The sequence below is a fragment of the Luminiphilus sp. nBUS_07 genome (assembly GCF_051201685.1).
Lineage (GTDB): Bacteria > Pseudomonadota > Gammaproteobacteria > Pseudomonadales > Halieaceae > Luminiphilus.
Window position 1 is genome coordinate 2,384,236 of sequence record NZ_CP179213.1, and the last position, 18,871, is coordinate 2,403,106.

The 18,871-nt window shown below is 53.4% G+C and carries 17 protein-coding genes; 1 reads left to right on the top strand and 16 read right to left on the bottom strand.

Annotated features, from left to right (window positions below; translation table 11 throughout):
• Nucleotide 1 precedes the first annotated feature (1 nt).
• From hisS to ACMAZB_RS10635, 13 genes are all read right to left on the bottom strand, one after another.
• Nucleotides 2–1,282, bottom strand: coding sequence for a histidine--tRNA ligase (gene hisS, locus ACMAZB_RS10575; protein ID WP_435217041.1), 1,281 nt, complete (start codon nt 1,280–1,282; stop codon nt 2–4).
• Between the two features lie 11 nt (nt 1,283–1,293).
• The gene (ispG, locus tag ACMAZB_RS10580) at nt 1,294–2,421 is read right to left on the bottom strand and encodes a flavodoxin-dependent (E)-4-hydroxy-3-methylbut-2-enyl-diphosphate synthase (RefSeq protein ID WP_435217042.1); all 1,128 of its coding nucleotides are present in this window, start codon (nt 2,419–2,421) and stop codon (nt 1,294–1,296) included.
• 25 nt (nt 2,422–2,446) lie between these two features.
• Nucleotides 2,447–3,220 (bottom strand): type IV pilus biogenesis/stability protein PilW, encoded by a 774-nt coding sequence (gene pilW / locus ACMAZB_RS10585; RefSeq protein ID WP_435217044.1) that lies wholly within the window; start codon nt 3,218–3,220, stop codon nt 2,447–2,449.
• Nucleotides 3,217–4,383 carry a 23S rRNA (adenine(2503)-C(2))-methyltransferase RlmN gene (rlmN, locus tag ACMAZB_RS10590; RefSeq protein ID WP_435217045.1) on the bottom strand — a complete coding sequence of 389 codons (1,167 nt, stop codon included), beginning with the start codon at nt 4,381–4,383 and terminating at the stop codon, nt 3,217–3,219. The genes pilW and rlmN overlap by 4 nt, the downstream gene beginning before the upstream one ends.
• A gap of 22 nt (nt 4,384–4,405) precedes the next feature.
• Nucleotides 4,406–4,831 (bottom strand): nucleoside-diphosphate kinase, encoded by a 426-nt coding sequence (gene ndk / locus ACMAZB_RS10595; protein WP_435211689.1) that lies wholly within the window; start codon nt 4,829–4,831, stop codon nt 4,406–4,408.
• Between the two features lie 207 nt (nt 4,832–5,038).
• Nucleotides 5,039–5,377, bottom strand: a complete 339-nt coding sequence (gene fdx / locus ACMAZB_RS10600; protein ID WP_435217047.1) for an ISC system 2Fe-2S type ferredoxin — start codon at nt 5,375–5,377, stop codon at nt 5,039–5,041.
• Entirely contained in the window at nt 5,374–7,233 is a 1,860-nt protein-coding gene (gene hscA, locus ACMAZB_RS10605; protein WP_435217049.1) for a Fe-S protein assembly chaperone HscA, read from the bottom strand. Before hscA ends, fdx begins: the two co-directional genes overlap by 4 nt.
• Nucleotides 7,157–7,780, bottom strand: a complete 624-nt coding sequence (hscB, locus tag ACMAZB_RS10610) for a Fe-S protein assembly co-chaperone HscB (RefSeq protein WP_435217051.1) — start codon at nt 7,778–7,780, stop codon at nt 7,157–7,159. Before hscB ends, hscA begins: the two co-directional genes overlap by 77 nt.
• Before the next feature lie 2 nt (nt 7,781–7,782).
• Nucleotides 7,783–8,106 (bottom strand): iron-sulfur cluster assembly protein IscA, encoded by a 324-nt coding sequence (gene iscA, locus ACMAZB_RS10615; protein WP_435211695.1) that lies wholly within the window; start codon nt 8,104–8,106, stop codon nt 7,783–7,785.
• Nucleotides 8,106–8,489 carry a Fe-S cluster assembly scaffold IscU gene (gene iscU / locus ACMAZB_RS10620; protein WP_435217053.1) on the bottom strand — a complete coding sequence of 128 codons (384 nt, stop codon included), beginning with the start codon at nt 8,487–8,489 and terminating at the stop codon, nt 8,106–8,108. Before iscU ends, iscA begins: the two co-directional genes overlap by 1 nt.
• Nucleotides 8,490–8,527: 38 nt before the next feature.
• A complete protein-coding gene (locus ACMAZB_RS10625; RefSeq protein ID WP_435211699.1) occupies nt 8,528–9,754 on the bottom strand; it encodes an IscS subfamily cysteine desulfurase in 1,227 nt (408 codons plus the stop codon).
• A 13-nt stretch (nt 9,755–9,767) separates the two neighbouring features.
• A complete protein-coding gene (iscR, locus tag ACMAZB_RS10630) occupies nt 9,768–10,223 on the bottom strand; it encodes a Fe-S cluster assembly transcriptional regulator IscR (protein ID WP_435211700.1) in 456 nt (151 codons plus the stop codon).
• A gap of 74 nt (nt 10,224–10,297) precedes the next feature.
• Complete coding sequence (locus tag ACMAZB_RS10635; RefSeq protein WP_435217055.1) at nt 10,298–11,041, bottom strand: RNA methyltransferase; 744 nt, start codon at nt 11,039–11,041, stop codon at nt 10,298–10,300.
• Between the two features lie 128 nt (nt 11,042–11,169).
• Here ACMAZB_RS10635 and ACMAZB_RS10640 point away from each other — a divergent pair, with 128 nt between their 5' ends.
• Nucleotides 11,170–11,964, top strand: a complete 795-nt coding sequence (locus ACMAZB_RS10640; RefSeq protein WP_435211704.1) for an inositol monophosphatase family protein — start codon at nt 11,170–11,172, stop codon at nt 11,962–11,964.
• Nucleotides 11,965–11,974: 10 nt separating this feature from the next.
• Here the strand turns inward: ACMAZB_RS10640 and secF are convergent, their stop codons facing one another.
• The 3 genes from secF to purL form a co-directional block, all read right to left on the bottom strand.
• On the bottom strand, nt 11,975–12,889 hold the full coding sequence (secF, locus tag ACMAZB_RS10645; protein ID WP_435211706.1) for a protein translocase subunit SecF: 915 nt from the start codon (nt 12,887–12,889) through the stop codon (nt 11,975–11,977).
• Complete coding sequence (gene secD, locus ACMAZB_RS10650) at nt 12,886–14,787, bottom strand: protein translocase subunit SecD (RefSeq protein ID WP_435217056.1); 1,902 nt, start codon at nt 14,785–14,787, stop codon at nt 12,886–12,888. The genes secF and secD overlap by 4 nt, the downstream gene beginning before the upstream one ends.
• A 127-nt stretch (nt 14,788–14,914) precedes the next feature.
• Nucleotides 14,915–18,784, bottom strand: a complete 3,870-nt coding sequence (purL, locus tag ACMAZB_RS10655) for a phosphoribosylformylglycinamidine synthase (RefSeq protein WP_435217058.1) — start codon at nt 18,782–18,784, stop codon at nt 14,915–14,917.
• Between the last annotated feature and the right edge of the window lie 87 nt (nt 18,785–18,871).

An 18,871-nucleotide genomic window follows, 5' to 3' on the forward strand; every position in this document is an offset into this window, starting at 1 on the left:
CCTATTCTCCAATTTTTTCAGCGAATGATTCCGCCAAAAATGCTGACAATTGATTATCCGGGAGCGTCACTTGCTCTCCCTCACTTCGTAATGGTTTCAAAGTAACAGACTCACTTGCCACTTCAGAGTCTCCATAAACCAGCGCAAATCGGGCACCGCTGCGATCTGCGCGTTTAAACTGACTTTTGAAACTCCCACCGCCCAGGTGGGCTTGAATGGCTTGCCGAGGCAATGCCCGCCTCAGCGCCTCAATTCGGGGTAGTGCATGCAGTTGAGCTTCCTTGTCCGCAGTCACGACATAGATGTCGGCCTGAGGCGTGGCATGGGCCTCCAAACCTTTAAGCAACAACACCAGTCGCTCTAACCCTATTGCAAACCCAGCGGCCGGTGTCCCACGACCACCAAACTGCGCTACGAGGCCATCGTAACGGCCACCACCACAAACCGTACCCTGCGCGCCCAGAGCATCGGTGGTCCATTCAAAAACTGTTTTATTGTAGTAATCGAGACCGCGAACCAAACGGTCGTTCACCACATAGGGCTGCCCCGCCGCGTCCAACATCGCTAGGAGGGCTGCAAAGTCATCTCGAGACTCATTATCGATGAAGTTTGCAAGAGTTGGAGCACCTACCAATAGCGCCTGGGTCTCCGAATTTTTGCTGTCCAATATACGCAAAGGATTTGTCTCAAGTCGACGCTGGCTATCATCATCCAGGGCCTCTCGATGATCAGACAAAAACTCCACCAAGGCCGCTTTAAACAACCCTCTCGATTGGGGGCTCCCTATGGAATTTATTTCTAGGGTCAGCAACTCTTGCACACCTAAGCCACACCAAAGGGCATTCGACAGCAAAATTAACTCGGCATCTAAGTCGGGGGTTGCAACGCCAAACCCCTCAACACCGAGCTGATGAAACTGTCTCTGTCGACCTTTTTGAGGTCTCTCGTACCGGAACATTGGACCTTGGTACCACAGCTTCTGCACCGTCTGCTGAAGGTTGTGCTGCACAACGGCGCGCACACACCCAGCTGTGCCTTCTGGGCGCAGTGATAGGCTCTCATCATTGCGATCAGCGAAGGTGTACATTTCCTTTTCGACAATGTCAGTGACCTCCCCAATTGAGCGGGAAAACAGCTGAGTAGATTCGATAATAGGCAAACGAATTTCTTGGTAGCCATACTGCTGTAAGACGGCTGCAGCAACGCCCTCTAGCTGCTGCCAAAGGGCGCTGTCTTCAGGAAGAATGTCTACCATTCCACGCACTGATCGATAATCGGTCATAAGCTTGTCTGTTAGGTGCTGCGGAGAATGATCTGTTCGTCAGCGGCCGCGCGCTCTGATACTAATTGATCGGCACGTTCACGGATTACAGACTCTAAGTGATCGACAAAATCCTGATTACTGACTTTATGGTCGGGCTCGCCGGCGATGTAAATCAAGTTGCTGGGCGTGGCTCCAGTAAGGCCAACGTCTGCCTCCCTAGCTTCTCCCGGACCATTAACAATGCAGCCAATCACGGCGACGTCCATGGGCGTCCGGATATCTTCCAAGCGACGCTCCAATTCGTTCATCGTACCGATCACATCAAAGTTTTGACGCGAGCAGCTGGGACAGGCAATGAAGTTAATGCCGTTGGCACGGAGCTTGAGGCTTTTGAGTATTTCAAAACCAACTTTGACTTCCTCTACCGGATCGGCCGCTAACGAAATACGAATCGTATCGCCAATACCATCGAGTAACAGGGCACCCAACCCCACAGCCGATTTCACGGTACCACCCCGCAAGCCACCGGCTTCAGTAATACCCAAATGCAGCGGCTGCTCAATTTGGGTGGCAAGATTTCTGTAGGCGGCCTGAGCCATGAAAATTTCGGAGGCCTTAACGCTAACTTTAAAATTCTCGAAGTTATAGCGGTCCAGAATATCAACGTTGCGCAGCGCCGATTCCACCAGTGCCTCTGCAGTTGGCTCGGGGTACTTCCGCATCAGCTCTTTGCCCAGTGATCCCGCGTTGACACCAATTCGGATCGGAATGCCACGATCCTTACAGGCTGCAATCACTTCTTTAACTTTTTCTTCTCTACCAATGTTACCGGGGTTGATGCGTAAACAATCGACACCATACTCGGCAACTTTCAAGGCGATCTTGTGATCAAAATGAATATCAGCGATGAGGGGGACGGAGACCTGCGCTCGAATGTCTCGAAAGGCGTCTGCCGCTTCCATACTGGGCACCGACACCCGCACTATGTCAGCTCCAGCATCGGCGATAGCACGAACCTGCGCCACAGTAGCAGCTACATCACAAGTTTCAGTGTTCGTCATGCTTTGGACGCTAATGGGGGCATCGCCACCAACAGGCACGTTGCCAACCATGATCTGGCGACTCTTGCGCCGTTTAATGGGTGATTCCTGTTTCATGTCACCGACCGATCGAGATTTTTTCTCATTGTAACCCTTGCCGGGCCTGCAGTGCTCGATATTCCTGCGAATCAGGATAGAGATTACGCAAGGCCAGCTCGTAACTGCTCTGGGCATCTTTGTCGCCCGAGGCACGTGAAATATCAACACCTAACATAAACCCGCGGGGCGACTGACGTGGCACAACCGTGCGATAAACCCCGTAGTAGGATTCAGCATTGGCAACATCCTCAGCCGCCAGTCGCAGGTAACCCATTTCTAAAAGCGCAATGGGGTTTCGTCGATCCATTCGCAGAGCACGACTAAATGCATCTTCCGCACCGGCACCATTTCCTAGGTTTAGTCGACTCATACCCAAATTAATATAGGCAAGTGGCCGGCCAGAATAGAGAGAATCCTCCGCTACAATCGCAAACTCCTGCTCTGCCTCTTGGTAACGTCCTAGGAAAAATAAAAATGCGGCATAGTTATTCCTAGCTCTGGACAACTTAGGGTCTATTCTCAGAGCACGTTTAAAACTTTCCTCAGCGCGCTCGTATTCACCCGTGCTTTGATACACCAGTCCAAAAGCCTCGTGGACCGACGCATTACCCGCATCAATATTGTTTGCAAGCTCAAGGTTTCGCTTCGCGTTCTCCCAATCGCCACGACCAATGTACTGCCGAGCCAGCTCAACTCGGCGTTCCAGGGCCGCTTGAGGATCCCCTTCATTGTCTATGCCGCCCACGGTCTCGGTGATACACGATGACAGCAAGCAAACCGTGGCCAAAACGAATACGCCTAAAATCACTGATTTCATGTTCGGTCACCCTCCGTCACGGCATTGCTTGCCGAATTCAACTGACGGTATCGCTCAGAACGTCGGGTCCGGTCAACTACTTCTCCTACCAACTGCCCGCAGGCAGCATCAATATCATCGCCCCGGGTACTGCGTACCGTGACGATAAAGCCTGCATCAACCAGAACTTGCCAAAAACGCGATACGGCGTTGCCACTAGGGCGATCAAATCCTGAGTTAGGAAAGTGATTAAAGGGGATTAAGTTAATCTTGCAAGGGTAGTCTTTGAGCAGGGCACTCAGCTCTCGCGCGTGTTCCGGCTGATCGTTTACCCCTGCCAACAATGTGTACTCAATGGTCACAACCCGTTTTCGGTCTGACTGAGCATCAATGTAGTCTCTAGCGCTTTGTAGCAGTTGTTTGATTGGATAGCGGCGATTGATAGGGACAATTTGATTACGGATTTCATCATTTGGGGCGTGTAAAGACACGGCTAAGCTGACGTCGGAGAACTCCGCCAAACGATCCAGCGCCGGTACAACTCCAGAAGTGCTTAAAGTTACCTTTCGCTTCGACAAGCCGTAGGCCAGATCATCGGTCATGAGGCTCATGGCAGAAACCACGTTGTCAAAATTTAGGAGGGGCTCTCCCATTCCCATCATCACGACGTTGGTCACTATACGTCCTTTTCCCGACTGCCAACCATCGTAGGAATTGATCGCCAACCAGACCTGACCGATTATTTCTGCTGCGGTGAGATCCCGCTGGAAACCCTGCTTTCCCGTGGAACAAAATTTACAGTCGAGACTGCAGCCTACCTGAGAAGAAACGCATAAAGTCGCCCTTCCCGCTTCCGGAATCAACACGGCCTCCACCAAAGCACCCCCGGCAACCCGAATGGCCCATTTCCGAGTGCCATCGGCGGAATCCTGCTGATCGGCAATTTCTGGTGGGATAATGGTAGCAAGCGACTCTAACTTTTCGCGCAGCCCCTTGCCTAGGTTGCTCATTGCTGCAAAGTCGGTCACGCCTTGGTGGTGAATCCACTTCATCACCTGCTCAGCGCGAAACCGCTTCTCGCCAAGGTAAGTGAAGAAACTCTCCATCTGCTGGCGACTGAGCCCCAACAGATTGACCTTTGCTGCGGCACTGGAGCTCGCGATCAAACTGTTGGCGACTGTCATAATGAAAGGTCAGCGGGGCGCCTTAGCGCTCGCAAACCTCATTAGCGGCAAAAAAGTAAGCAATTTCACGAGCAGCTGACTCGGGAGAGTCTGATCCGTGAACCGCATTCGCATCGATAGTGGTCGCAAAATCGGCACGGATCGTTCCCGCTGCAGCTTCCTGAGGGTTCGTCGCCCCCATTAATTCTCGATTTTTAGCGATGGCACCCTCGCCTTCGAGCACCTGAACAACCACGGGGCCCGAAGTCATAAATTTCACCAGGTCATCATAAAAAGGACGACCCTTATGCTCAGCGTAAAAGCCCCCTGCGGTGGCGTCAGACAACTGCACCATGCGAGACGCCGCTATGCGCAGCCCAGCTGCCTCAAAACGCGTATAAATTTCGCCGATAACATTTTTGCCGACAGCATCAGGCTTGATAATTGATAAGGTACGTTCAGTCGCCATGGGGCACTCCGAGTAGGAAAAAAGTTGATACAAGGGCTTCACAGCCCCCATTTCTAAGCGCGCGAATTATAAATGAGGGGCGCGGCTATGTCATCGTCGACTAATTACCCTAAAACGCTCCCCGCAGTACCCGGTCAGCCCAAGATTAGGGGGGGTCTCACCAGTTGCAAACGGCCTTCGGGGCGTCCGCTATTGGAATAACGGTGTTCAGTGATGCTCCCGGGCGTGGTTGATGGTGTACCTTGGGATTTCCACCACCAAAGGCTCGTCCGCAACGAGAGCCTGGCATGACAGCCTAGACTCAGGCTCCAAGCCCCAGGCCTTGTCAAGAAAGTCTTCCTCGAGCTCATCGGCATCGTCTAGGGACGCAAATCCCTCACGAATGATGACGTGACAAGTGGTACAAGCACAAGACATCTCGCAAGCATGCTCTATGGCGATATCGTGAGCCAATAAAGCATCACAGATTGATGTTCCAACCTCTGCTTCGACAACCGCTCCCTCCGGGCAAATATCGCCGTGGGGCATAACAACTATCTGGGTCACGACTCCGCTTCTCCTTCCAATGTAGTCACTGAGATACCACCCAGCGCTGACTTAATACTGCGATCCATGCGCCGTGCAGCTAATAGTTCTGAGGCGCGACCAGTCACTTCGATCGACTTCCTCAAACTCTCAATGTCATTGCCTTGGCTAGCATCGACAAGGCCGTTGACTGCAATCATCAGTGACTCTCGCTCATGATCGCTCAAGAGATCTCCGTCACCGGCAACAGCCGCCTGAATACCCGCAACCAGCTGCTCAGCCTCAACCTTTGCTTCCGCCAATTGACGGGCATGCATATCCTCAGAGGCATGCTCATAACCCGCGCGTAACATATCAGCGATATCGTCTTCGGCAAGACCAAAGGCAGGCTTAACCACCACACTAGCCGTTGCCTGCGTCGTGGCTTCTTGCGCCTTCACCTCGAGCAGCCCATCGGCATCAACCTGAAAAGTTACCTCGAGTCGTGCCGCACCAGCCACCATAGGCGGAATACCCGCCAATTCAAAAGTCGCCAATGAGCGACAGTCCGCAACGCGCTCTCGCTCACCCTGCACAACGTGCACAATAAGGCCGGTTTGGCCGTCTTTAGCCGTCGTGAACTCCTGCGCTCGAGCTACAGGAATGGTCGTATTTCTAGGCACAATACGCTCCACCAACCCGCCGTAGGTCTCAACGCCCAAAGATAGCGGAATGACATCGAGCAATAGCAGGTCTTCAGCGTCGCGATTACCAATAAGTAAGTCGGCTTGCCGCGCCGCACCCATCGCCACCACGCGATCTGGGTCAATACTGCTCAACGGCTCCTTGCCAAAAAGTGCCGCCACCACTTCAGCTACGATTGGCATGCGGGTTGAGCCACCCACTAAGATGACCTGATCAATCTCTGAGACACCAGCGTCCGCAACACATTGGCGGCATGCGTCGAGACTACGATTCACTAGGTCAGCACAAGCACTATTAAAAAGTTGTCGCGTCACCGTAACAGTCCCGCCACTACCGACAACGTCGTCGAGACCAACTTCGATCTCAGCTTCAGTAGTAAGCGCCTCTTTCACTGTACGTGCGCAGTGGAGTAAGGCCCTTTCTTGAGCGGGACTCAAGGTGCCCATTCCGGCGCTGTCGCGGATTATCTCGACCAATCGCCGATCAAAATCATCCCCCCCGAGAGCGCTGTCACCCCCAGTCGCCAGAACCTCAAATACACCCCGCTCTAGCCGAAGAATAGACACATCAAATGTGCCACCACCAAGGTCGTAAACGGCGACTACACCCTCGTCACCAGAATCGAGCCCGTACGCGACAGCTGCTGCTGTGGGTTCATTCAGCAAGCGCAGGACATTGAGTCCACTGAGCTCTGCCGCCTGTCGGGTGGCTAAACGCTGAGCATCGTCAAAATAGGCAGGCACCGTGATGACAACCCCTGCAATGGGTGTGCTGAGTGACAGCTGAGCGCGATCGCGAAGAGCCCCCAATAACGCTGCAGAAACCTCTACTGGGGTGACGGGTCCCTGAGAAGTTTCAAAGGCTACGCCGCTGTCTGCGAGCTTGATGTAGCTACTCGACGCGATCTCCTCTCGGCTTCGACCAAGGTACCGTTTGGCCGATGCAATAGTGTCGTGGGGCGCTGATACGGCCAAAGCCTCCGCCGCCGAACCAACAACAACGCCTTCATCTCCGAAGTGCACGACCGAAGGCAAACACGCAGCGCCGTTCTCGTCGGTCAAGACTTTAACGGCACCGTCGCTGACGTGCGCCACTAAGCTATTAGTTGTTCCCAAATCAATACCCAGAGCCAACCTTCGCTCCGCAGGCTGATTGGCGACCGCACCGGGTTCGGATATCTGTAGCAAAGCCATGGCGACGCCTAACCAGGTCGCTGCTACCAGCGACCTCTTTGTTTAACTTGTGCAAGTACAGTAGATGCACCCAAGCAGATCCCGCCAACTCGTAATCCTCTTTTTCGATCGCTTCTTGAAATGAAAGCAATTCGGATGTCATCAGCGCCTGCGCCTTAGCTTTCAGAACCTCCCGCCCCCCATCGTCGTTGGGGTCTAAGGACTCTGCCTCGTCACGAAGCTGCATCTGTTGCATTAAAAAATCACCACTGACAGGCCGACGTTCCAGAGCTCGCAAGTCGCAAGCTTGACGTTCCAGCAGATGCCTCGCTCGAGAAATAGGGTCTTTGAGCGCCTGATAACCGGCGTTGATATCAGCCGATACCTGAGCCGCAAGGCGCTGCTCAGCCGCGCTGCCACCGCTGTATTTGTCTGGATGAAAGCGCCGCTGAAGTGTACGAAACCTCTGCCCTAAGTCATCGACATCCACGTCAAACCTAGGCTCAATCTGAAAAAGCTCAAAGTAATCTTTCGGTGCACCTGAAAACCCGGCGGCGACTACAGACATACCTAGACGGTGAAACTCTCACCACAGCCGCACTCGCCAGCCACATTAGGATTGCGGAACTCCAGCCCCTCATTGAGCCCCTCTTTAGCATAGTCAACGATCGTGCCGTCGAGATACACCAAACTCTTGGGGTCGATGAATAGCTTGACGCCAAAATCTTCGAAAACGGTATCTGTACTCTCGGCGGCATCGACGAACTCAAGCACGTAGGCTAGCCCCGAACAGCCAGACGTTTTAACCGCGATTCGGATGCCCTCTCCACGACCACGAGCAGCTAGCTGCCGCTGCACATGCCCCGCTGCCTGTTCTGTGACTGCAATAGTCATCAGTCGTCCTGCTTTTCTCGAAAATTCTTTACGGCCGCTTTAATGGCGTCCTCCGCGAGCACCGAGCAATGAATCTTCACCGGTGGCAGTGCCAATTCCTGTGCTATTTCGGTGTTTGTGATCTGCTCGGCGTCCTCTAACTTACGTCCTTTGACCCATTCAGTCAGCAATGAACTGGATGCAATCGCTGAGCCACAGCCGTAGGTTTTGAACTTGGCGTCCTCGATGACCCCATTATCATTAACCTTGATTTGTAGACGCATGACATCACCGCAAGCGGGGGCTCCCACCATGCCAGTGCCTACACTTTCGTCTGAATCATCAAACTTACCTACGTTCCTGGGGTTTTCGTAGTGATCTATAACCTTCTCACTGTAAGCCACGACGCTCTCCTTTTAAAACTGCAATGCTAGTGTGAAATCTAGTGTGCTGACCATTCGATAGAATTTAAGTCAACGCCATCTTGGTACATATCCCAAAGCGGCGACAATTCCCGTAATTTTTCGACCGCGCGTCGTACCTGCGTAATCGCGTGATCAATATCTGCCTCGGAGGTAAATCGTCCGAAGCTAAAGCGCAGTGAGCTATGGGCAAGCTCATCATTCAGCCCTAGGGCGCGCAAAACGTATGACGGCTCCAAGCTGGCAGAGGTACAAGCAGACCCTGATGACAACGCCAAGTCCTTCAGCGACATCAAAAGCGACTCACCTTCGACAAAGGCAAAGCTGACATTGAGTGCGCCGGGCAAGCGGCGATCTACATCACCATTGATGTGAACCTCTTGCAGGTCTTTCAGGCCATCCCAAAAGCGGGCCCGCAAACCCATCAGCCGCTGGGTTTCATCAACCATTTCTTCTTTGGCAATTCGCGCCGCCTCACCGAATCCAACCGCCTGATGGGTTGCCAGTGTCCCTGAGCGCATACCCCGCTCATGGCCACCGCCGTGCATTTGCGCTTCGAGCCGAACCCTTGGCTTGCGGCGAACATACAACGCCCCTACACCTTTAGGGCCATACATTTTGTGCGCACTCATGGAGAGCAAATCAACTTTCATCACCTCCATATCGAGAGGCACCTTACCCGTGCTCTGAGCCGCATCTACATGATAAATAACACCCGCCGCGCGACAGACTTCACCAATACCAGCAATGTCATTAACGACGCCAATTTCGTTGTTTGCGTGCATAACGCTTACTACGACCGTGTCGGGACGAATGGCTGCCTGCACGGATTCTGGTGTGGTCAAACCAGCCTTATTGGGCTCAAGATAAGTTACCTCGAACCCTTCGCGCTCAAGCTGACGGCAGGTATCAAGCACCGCTTTGTGCTCTATCTTGGAGGTGATGATGTGTTGGCCTTTCTTACGATAAAAGTGCGCAGCTCCTTTAATAGCGAGATTGTCAGACTCAGTTGCACCTGAGGTCCATACAATTTCTCTTGGGTCGGCGTTTATCAGGTCAGCTATTTGCGCCCTGGCATTTTCGACCGCTTCTTCGGCCTTCCAACCAAATACATGGGAACGAGATGCCGGGTTACCAAAAGTACCCTCCATAGATAAGCACTCTGACATGGCATCAGCAACGCGAGGGTCTACCGGAGTAGTTGACAGGTAGTCGAGGTAAATGGGCGTATTGACTTGCGCATTCATTACAAAAGTGTCCTTACTGCAGAATTAATTTTTGCACGGTTTCGTTAGCACCTAGCCTTGCCTTACCCGCTCGATTGTCCACGAGATCTGCCAGACTGATACCGCTTAAAAAGCCGTGAATCCTATCGCTGAGGTCCTGCCATAGGTCGTGGGTCAAACAGACCTCGCCATGATGGCAGTTACCCTTGCCATTACAATTTGTCACATCGACAGACTCGTCTACGGCATCGATGATTTCAGCCACGAACAACGTCGTTCGGTCACGGGCTAGGCGGTAACCCCCACCGGGCCCCCGCACGCTGGTGACCAAGTCCTCGCGTCGGAGCTTGGCAAACAGTTGCTCCAGATAGGATAGCGAAATTTCTTGGCGACCGGAGATATCCGCCAATGAAACCGGCTTTTCCTCGCCATTTATCGCCAGATCGAGCATCGCCGTCACGGCATATCGTCCTCGGGTTGTAAGTTTCATGCGCCCTCCTTGGGTGCATTTTGACAAAACCCACTAAAACACTCAAGTAAAAAACCAACTAATTTGGTGGGGCTTTACTTACCTTCCTTTGGCACCTGTTTTTGTGTCTCAGCGAGAATACCGCGCAAGATATTTAATTCCATGTCATCGAGGCGCACGCGGTTGTACAGGCGCTTCAAACGTCTCATTAGCTGGCGAGGGGCTTTGGGGTCAAGGAACTTAATATCTATGAGCGTTTGCTCCAAATGCACATAAAAGCGAGCCATATCCTCTGCTGACGCAAAAGGCGTATCCCAAGCGGCATCCTCCTCGGTCGCGGTACTCCCCGCCAACTGAGTCATCCGTATTTCGTAGGCCACAATCTGCACGGCCATGGCTAAGTTTAAAGACGGATAAGATTCGTGAGTCGGTATATGGCAATGGAGATTACAAAGCTCCAACTCCTCATTGAGCAATCCACGGTCCTCTCGACCAAAAAGAATCACCACCTCCTCGCCTTGTATCGCGTGGTGATAGAGTCGCTCACCACAATGACGAGCATCTTGAAGCGGCCAGGGAATACGGCGTTCCCGCGCACTGGTACCTACAACAAATTGAGCCCCTTTGACGGCTTCCTCGACAGTTTCTACGACCGTCGCGTTTGCCAAAACGTCCTCCGCAGAAGCGGCCCGCCAGAGCGCTTCGGGTGCCGGAAACTCTTTAGGCTTGACCAATGTGAGTCGCGTGAGGCCCATATTTTTCATAGCTCTTGCGACGCCACCGATGTTGCCGGGGTGGCTCGTATGCACAAGAACGACCCGAATATTATTTATTGCCATGGAAATTGCTGTTCTCGAAAGTAAAAAAGGCCGCAGAGTGTAACAAAGCACTGAACAGGTCACGCTGCCCCTGCTATGCTTCGCCCCCGTTACGGGTCGGTAATCTACCCGTCTTTGGAGAAATCACCATGGAACCGATGGTCACCATCGCTCTACGAGCCGCCCGCAAAGCTGGCGACCTAATCGTAAGAGCCTCAGATGAACTTGATCGCGTGGGGCATCAAGCGAAAGGCGTCGCTGATTATGTCACCGAAGTCGACATCGCGGCAGAACAAGAAATACTTTATCAGCTGGGCAAAGCCTATCCAGACCATGCATTCTTAGCTGAGGAAAGCGGTCAAACCGGCAATGCAAAGTCAGATCATCTCTGGGTAATAGACCCTCTCGATGGCACCAGTAATTTTATGCGAGGGATACCCCATTATTGCGTGTCGATTGCCTGTATCGTAAATGGCCGTTTGTCGCATTCGGTGGTGCTCGACCCAGTTCGACGGGAAGAATTTACCGCTTCTCGCGGGCGTGGCGCGCAGTTGAACGGCCACCGCCTGCGTGTCAGCAGTCGCTCTGACCTGCGGGAATGTTTGTTAGGCACCGGAATTCCATTTTTGGGGCACGAACAACAGCGGCTCCCCCAATACACGCAAACGCTGGCTGAGCTTGCCGGCCAATGTATGGGCATCCGAAGAGCAGGCGCAGCGGCATTAGACCTGGCCTACGTTGCTGCAGGACGGTTCGACGGGTTTTGGGAAACAGGCCTAGAACGCTGGGACATTGCCGCAGGAGCACTGTTAGTTAAAGAAGCCGGCGGACTCATTGCTGACCTCAATGGCTCAGAGCGTTACCTAGACAATGGACAAGTGGTGTGCGGCAACCCAAAAGTCTTCAAACAACTGCTGTCCACCGTGGGTCCAGTGTTGCGTTAGCGCGTTAAGCCTAAACTTGTGAGCCGTCTTCGCTGCCGCCTTCTTTGATAGGAATGGCTACGTCTTCCTTACTGACGCCCATAGCCAACAAAATTGTCGCCGACACGTAGATTGATGAGTACGTACCAATAGCGACACCTGCGAGTAGCGCCAAGGCGAAACCGTGAATCATTTCCCCACCGAAAATGGCTAATGCAAGCAACACCAGAAGTGTTGTTAACGATGTCACTAGCGTTCGGCCTAGAGTTTCGGTCAGAGAAATATCGATGACCTCAGTCGGCCCCATTCGACGCAGTTTGCGGAAGTTCTCTCGGATGCGGTCGGCTACAACGATTGTGTCATTGAGCGAGTAGCCGATAACCGCAAGAATCGCAGCAAGAACCGTCAGATCAAACTCTAGCCCCATCAGAGAAAAGAAGCCCAGCACAAACAAAACATCATGCGCCAGTGCCATCACAGCGCCCACAGCAAATTTGAATTGGAATCGAAAGCCTACGTACAACATTACCAGGCCAAGGGCGAGCAGCATTGCCAGCCCCCCCTGCTCACGCAGCTCCTCTCCGACAGCAGGACCCACAAACTCCATGCGGCGCAATTCGATCGGGGAACTTGAAGCACTGCGTAGTACATCCACCATGGCCACCCCTTGCTCATCGGAGTAGCTAATTGGCAGCCGGATCAACACGTCTCGATCTGTGCCAAAAGCGACGACAACAACGCCTTCATACCCGTTTGCTTCTAAAGTCTTACGGACCTCTGATAAGTTTGCGGTGTTGCCATACTCAACCTCGACGAGGGTTCCGCCAGTAAAGTCCAGCCCCCAGTTCAGAGATTTAGTCGCCAAAGCACCGCCAGCCAGCAGCATTGCCAATAGAGAAAAGCCAGCAGCAAAGCGCCGCCACGCCATGAAGGGAAGAATCTTCATACTTGAGCCTCCTCAGCATCGCGTTTTGGTAGGGGGCCAATCGATAAAGTATCGACTCGACGACCTCCATAGATAAGATTGACGAGGGCTCGGGTGCCCAAGATGGCCGTAAACATCGATGTAATAATACCTAGAGACAAGGTGACGGCGAAGCCCTTAATCGGCCCTGTGCCGACAGCATACAAAATGACCGCAACAATAAGCGTGGTGATATTGGCATCAAGAATCGTTGCTACAGCGCGCTCAAAACCTGCATTGATAGCCATTTGAGGCGACATGCGTCGAGCTAACTCCTCTCGTATTCGCGCAAAAATGAGCACGTTAGCATCGACCGCCATACCCACGGTTAACACAATACCTGCGATGCCTGGCAAGGTCAGCGTAGCCCCCAAGAGAGACATGAACGCTAGCAGCAATACGAGGTTGGTGGTAAGGGCTATTACCGCTGTAATGCCAAAGACCCGATAGTAAAGCACCATAAAGATGACAACCAAGGCGAGACCAATCTGCACCGACTTCACACCCAACGCGATATTTTCAGCCCCCAAAGAGGGGCCCACTGTTCGCTCCTCAACAAAGGTAATCGGCGCGGCAAGAGCACCCGCTCTAAGCATTAGCGCGAGCTCCGAGGCTTCCCCGGGGGAGTCGAGGCCGGTGATCTGAAACGATGCACCGAGAGCCGATTGAATAACAGGAGCGGTGAGCAATTTCTTTTCGTCGTATGGAACCCTGACGACAACCTCGTCACCCTTCTCGTCTTGCTCGTACCGTGTTCGATATTTACGCTCAATAAATAAAACGCCCATTCTTCGCTTTATGTTGTTGCGCGTAGAGCGGGACATGAGCATGCCGCCCTCGCCATCCAATGTAATGGAAACATTAGGCTGATTATTCTGGTCAAAACCTGCCGCCGCATTGGAGACCCGCTCGCCCGTGATTATCACCTCGCGTTCAAGCCACTCTGTCATGCCCTCCCTGGCATCACTACGGTACTCAAAGCGCTGCCGCTCAGTGACAGGGGCGTTGGTCTCTGCGACCAGTCGAAACTCGAGATTGGCAACTTTGCCCAAAATTCTCTTAGCCTCAGCGGTATCCTGAATACCCGGCAACTCAACCACAATGCGGTTCGACCCTTGTTTTTGGACCAGGGGCTCAGAAACCCCAAGCTCGTTTACCCGATTGCGAATGGTTGTGAGGTTTTGGTCAACGGCGTAATCCACAACCTCCTTCATCGTCGCATCGGTCACCTCAGCAAACAGTTCCCATTTATCGACACCATCAACACGATCCAGCAACAGCTCGGGATAAAGATCTGCGGTGATTTTCCGCGCATCTTCACGAACGGCTTCACTCAAAAAACTCATGCCAACCCGCTGCCCTTGAAGGCGCACCAACCCGCGAACGCGCGCCTCTCTGAGCGCACGCTTAATGCCGGATTCATAGGTTTCCAGGCGCCGCTCCTTGGCTGCAGCCACGTCTACCTCGAGTTTAAAATGCACACCACCGCTGAGATCAAGTCCCAGCTTCATCGGTTGTGCACCGCCACGCTTGAGCCATTCAGGCGTGGTTGGCGCAAGGTTTAAAGCAATAATGTAGGCGTCACCCAACTCGCGACCCAATATTGCCTGAGCCCGAAGTTGATCATCTCGCTGCAGCAGGCGTATCAACGCTGTTTTACCCGAGGGCTGTATTTGTTCACCAAAGTGCTCAATGTCTGCGGCCTGTAACGCGTCACTCGCACGCTCCAGCACTTGGTAGTCAATTTCCTGAGAGCCACTCGCTCCGCCAATCTGCAAGGCGGGATCAGGGGCATATAAATTGGGCGCGGCGTAATACAAGCCAAACAGTGCCACGCAGAGTATTGAAAGGTTTTTCCAAAGGGAATAACGATTGAGCATCGCAGTCTCGTAAAGTTGTGTCGTGGCGAGCCCTACGCGATTCGCAGGGCCGCTACTTGATTGGCGCGCAGTTTAGCGATTGTGCGCCCTTATTAATAGATAGAGGTGGGGACGCCAGTGGGATATTTCAACCTAACCATGCCCTGGCGTTGCGAAATAGTCGCATCCATCCTGAGTCTTCTTGCCATTCATTAGGCGCCCATGACATCTGTGATGTTCGAAACACACGCTCGGGGTGCGGCATCATAATCGTCACGCGCCCATCCATGCTGCTCAGGCCGGCGATACCTGAGGGCGAGCCGTTAGGGTTGTAAGGATAGCGCTGGGTCACTGAGCCCGAATGGTCAACATAGCGCAAGCTCACGGAACCCGAGCTGTTAGCTGCAGTCAATCGTTCATCGCTGGCAAACTGAGCGCGCCCCTCCCCATGAGCCACCACGATAGGCAACATCGACCCTGCCATCTCTGATAACAGCACTGAAGGACTGTCTTCGATCCGCACCATAGTAAGCCGTGCTTCGTACTGCTCAGAGGTATTGCGAGCGAACCGCGGCCAATGGCTGGCTCCCGGAATCAATTCGCTCAAATTGGACAACATTTGGCAACCGTTGCACACCCCTAGGCTAAACGTGTCAGGGCGCTCAAAAAATGTCGAGAACGCCTCACGCAGTTCGGAGTTAAATAAAATCGTTTTCGCCCAGCCTTCCCCGGCGCCCAGGACATCACCGTAGGAAAACCCACCGCAGGCAGCAAAGCCTCTAAACCCATCTAAAGTGACGGAGCCCTGTAACAAGTCACTCATGTGAACATCGACCGTGGTAAAACCGGCGCGATGAAAAGCCGCCGCCATCTCAGACTGGCCATTGACGCCCTGCTCTCGGAGGATAGCCACCCGCGGCGAGGCGCCGGTCGCGATAAACGGCGCGGCGGTATCATTACCAGGCTCAAAGGTAAGTTCCGCTGACAGCCCAGGATCCTCCTGCAGGATATTTTCGAACTCCTGATCAGCGCACTCGGGGTTATCGCGTAACCGTTGGACCTGATGGCTGGTAGAGCTCCAGAGCTGCTGTAGCGCACCCCGCTGACTATCGATCAACTCAAACCCAGGCGAATTAACCACTACGCGCTGATCCAAACGCGGCGAAGCGATGCGATGTACACACCCACCCAAGCCCACTTCAATCGCCAGCGCCTCGATGGCGTGCACATCGGCGCCGTTAACCTGTAATACAACGCCAATCTCTTCATTGAACAACGCTGCCAAAGCCGCAGAACCCTCCTCTGCTACCGCTATGTTGAGTCCACAGCGCGCAGCAAAAGCCATTTCTAGCAAGGTCGTTATTAATCCGCCATCTGAGCGATCATGGTAGGCGAGAATCAGATCTCTAGATTTAAGCTGAGAAATAAACTCAAAAAGCGCTTTTAAGTCTGCCGCGTCAACATCGGGCACTTCAGAACCCAACGCACCCCAGCACTGGGCGAGAACAGAACCGCCCAAGCGATTTTTACCATGACCTAAATCGACCAGTAGGAGTTCGGTATTTTCATCAGCTACCAGTTCAGGAGTGAGCGTCGTCCTTACATCCCCAACAGGGGCAAAAGCAGAGACAATAAGTGACACTGGCGCCGTCACAGACTTCTCTGCGCCCTGCTCCTGCCAACTGGTTCGCATGGACATAGAGTCTTTACCAACAGGCACCGTAATACCCAACTGGGGGCAAAATTCCAGGCCCACCGCCTTTACGGTGTCGAACAAAATCGCGTCATTATCACCGTGACCAGCAGCGCACATCCAATTGGCCGACAACCGAATATCGGACAGCTTCGCTACGGGGGAAGCAAGAATATTGGTAATGGCCTCGGCGATGGATAGCCGCGCTGAAGCCGGCCCACTGAGCAAGGCTACCGGCGTGCGCTCTCCCATGCTCATAGCTTCGCCAAGATGGGAATCCATAGACACCGTCGTCACGGCACAATCTGCAACAGGAACCTGCCACGGACCCACCATTTGATCTCTGGCGACCAAACCCGTGACCGATCGATCACCAATTGTTATCAAAAAGCTTTTTGATCCGACCGCCGGAAACTGCAGGACCCGCTGCAACGCTTCAGCTGGGCGCAACTCCGCCACAAAATCATCACCGCAGGAAACACCCCTCTGAGCCTCGCGATGCATTTTAGGCGGCTTGCCAAAAAGCAGTCCCATGGGCAAATCAACAGGGCTATCTTCGAATTGACTGTCTGCCACTTCGAGATGCAGATTTTCAGTGGCCTGACCCACAACCGCGTAAGGACAGCGCTCACGCTGACAAATTGCCTCAAAGCGGGCTAAATGCTCGGGCTCGATAGCAAGCACGTAACGCTCTTGCGCTTCGTTACACCAAATTTCTAAGGGACTCATGCCCGGCTCATCACTGGGAATACTGCGCAGATCGATACTGCCACCGCGCCCACCATCTTTGACCAATTCAGGCAGGGCATTACTGAGCCCACCCGCGCCCACGTCATGAATAAAAGCAATTGGGCTGTCTTCGCCCAGCGCCCAGCAACGATCGATCACCTCCTGGCAGCGTCGCTCCATTTCTGGGTTATGGCGCTGTACGGAAGCAAAATCGAGCGCTTCATCGCTTTCGCCGCTAGCCATAGACGATGCGGCGCCACCGCCTAGACCAATTAACATGGCAGGACCACCCAACACTACCAAGTGGGCCCCCGGCTCAAAACCGCCTTTTTGAACGTGTTCTTCTCGAATGTTGCCAAAGCCACCCGCGATCATTATGGGCTTGTGGTAGCCCTTGACGCCTTGGTCAGTGGCCACTTCAAAGGTTCGAAAATATCCTGCAAGGTTGGGTCGCCCAAACTCGTTATTAAAAGCCGCCGCACCGATGGGGCCGTCAAGCATAATCTGCAGGGGTGAGACAATTCTTCCGGGGCGACCATAGCCCAGCTCCCAAGGTTGGGGCTGATCGGGTATCTCAAGGTGCGAAACCGTAAAACCAGCAAGGCCCGCCTTAGGCTTTGAACCTCGCCCCACGGCACCCTCGTCCCGAATTTCGCCACCTGACCCAGTTGCTGCCCCCGCAAAAGGTGCAATGGCGGTCGGGTGATTGTGGGTCTCAACTTTCATCAAAAGATGAATAGGTTCCTCGTGATAAGCGTATTCGCCGCTGTCCGGGTCGGGAAACCAGCGCCCACCCTCGTGACCCGCTACAACAGCAGCATTGTCAGAGTAAGCAGAGAGCACTCCCTGCCCCCCGACATGGTGGGTATGTCTAATCATGCCAAACAATGAATGCTCACAATCCGCACCATCAATCGTCCAGCTCGCATTAAAAATTTTGTGCCGGCAGTGTTCTGAATTGGCCTGAGCGAACATCATGAGTTCAATATCACTGGGATCGCGATTGAGATCCTGAAAAGCGCTGACTAGATAGTCAATTTCATCCTCTGCAAGGGCGAGACCTAGTTGTTCATTGGCGTCACGTAGTGCCTCGTGTCCCCGCTCAAGAACGGCCACTCGATTAAACCGAGCTGGCTGGGCACTTTGAAAAAGCTGCTTTAACCCCACTGCACTTGCCAAAACAGACTCCACCATTCTGTCATGCAACAAACCATTGAGCGCAATCAGGTGGGTCTGGGGCAGCTCAGCTAGGCCTTGAATAACGTAGCAAGTACCGCGTTCTATGCGCTCGATGCCGGTAAAACCACAATTGTGAGCAATATCCGTCGCTTTACTTGACCAAGGAGAGATGGTGCCCAATCGAGGTACAACAATCAGACAATTTTCATCCGCAGCAAGCGTTTCCCGTGCGATCTCGGCCGTGCTGGGTTGCAGCAACCGCGCTAGCTCGGCTCGATTGACTTCCCCCTGGTGAGCAATCGCATAAACAAAGTAAGCATCCTCAAGCTGCAGCCCTGGATCGAAAGCCCTCAATGCGTTCGCCAATGCCATAAATCGCGGCGAAGTCAGCGCGGAAGATCCGGGAAGAGTAAACATGTTGTACCTCCAGCTTTGGGAGGCAGCAGTATACCTGTGGCGACGAGGCATCAACACATCGGACAGCGGTTTATCGCACACGTTACA

Bases quoted from the DNA above. Each gene is read 5' to 3' on its own strand.
- ispG (WP_435217042.1), bottom strand. From the start codon at position 2,421: ATGAAACAGGAATCACCCATTAAACGGCGCAAGAGTCGCCAGATCATG.
- ACMAZB_RS10640 (WP_435211704.1), top strand. From the start codon at position 11,170: ATGGAACCGATGGTCACCATCGCTCTACGAGCCGCCCGCAAAGCTGGC.
- hscB (WP_435217051.1), bottom strand. From the start codon at position 7,780: ATGTCTGTAGTCGCCGCCGGGTTTTCAGGTGCACCGAAAGATTACTTT.
- ACMAZB_RS10625 (WP_435211699.1), bottom strand. From the start codon at position 9,754: ATGAATGCGCAAGTCAATACGCCCATTTACCTCGACTACCTGTCAACT.
- pilW (WP_435217044.1), bottom strand. From the start codon at position 3,220: ATGAAATCAGTGATTTTAGGCGTATTCGTTTTGGCCACGGTTTGCTTG.
- iscR (WP_435211700.1), bottom strand. From the start codon at position 10,223: ATGAAACTTACAACCCGAGGACGATATGCCGTGACGGCGATGCTCGAT.
- hisS (WP_435217041.1), bottom strand. From the start codon at position 1,282: ATGACCGATTATCGATCAGTGCGTGGAATGGTAGACATTCTTCCTGAA.
- secD (WP_435217056.1), bottom strand. From the start codon at position 14,787: ATGCTCAATCGTTATTCCCTTTGGAAAAACCTTTCAATACTCTGCGTG.
- iscA (WP_435211695.1), bottom strand. From the start codon at position 8,106: ATGACTATTGCAGTCACAGAACAGGCAGCGGGGCATGTGCAGCGGCAG.
- hscA (WP_435217049.1), bottom strand. From the start codon at position 7,233: ATGGCTTTGCTACAGATATCCGAACCCGGTGCGGTCGCCAATCAGCCT.
- rlmN (WP_435217045.1), bottom strand. From the start codon at position 4,383: ATGACAGTCGCCAACAGTTTGATCGCGAGCTCCAGTGCCGCAGCAAAG.
- ndk (WP_435211689.1), bottom strand. From the start codon at position 4,831: ATGGCGACTGAACGTACCTTATCAATTATCAAGCCTGATGCTGTCGGC.
- ACMAZB_RS10635 (WP_435217055.1), bottom strand. From the start codon at position 11,041: ATGGCAATAAATAATATTCGGGTCGTTCTTGTGCATACGAGCCACCCC.
- secF (WP_435211706.1), bottom strand. From the start codon at position 12,889: ATGAAGATTCTTCCCTTCATGGCGTGGCGGCGCTTTGCTGCTGGCTTT.
- purL (WP_435217058.1), bottom strand. From the start codon at position 18,784: ATGTTTACTCTTCCCGGATCTTCCGCGCTGACTTCGCCGCGATTTATG.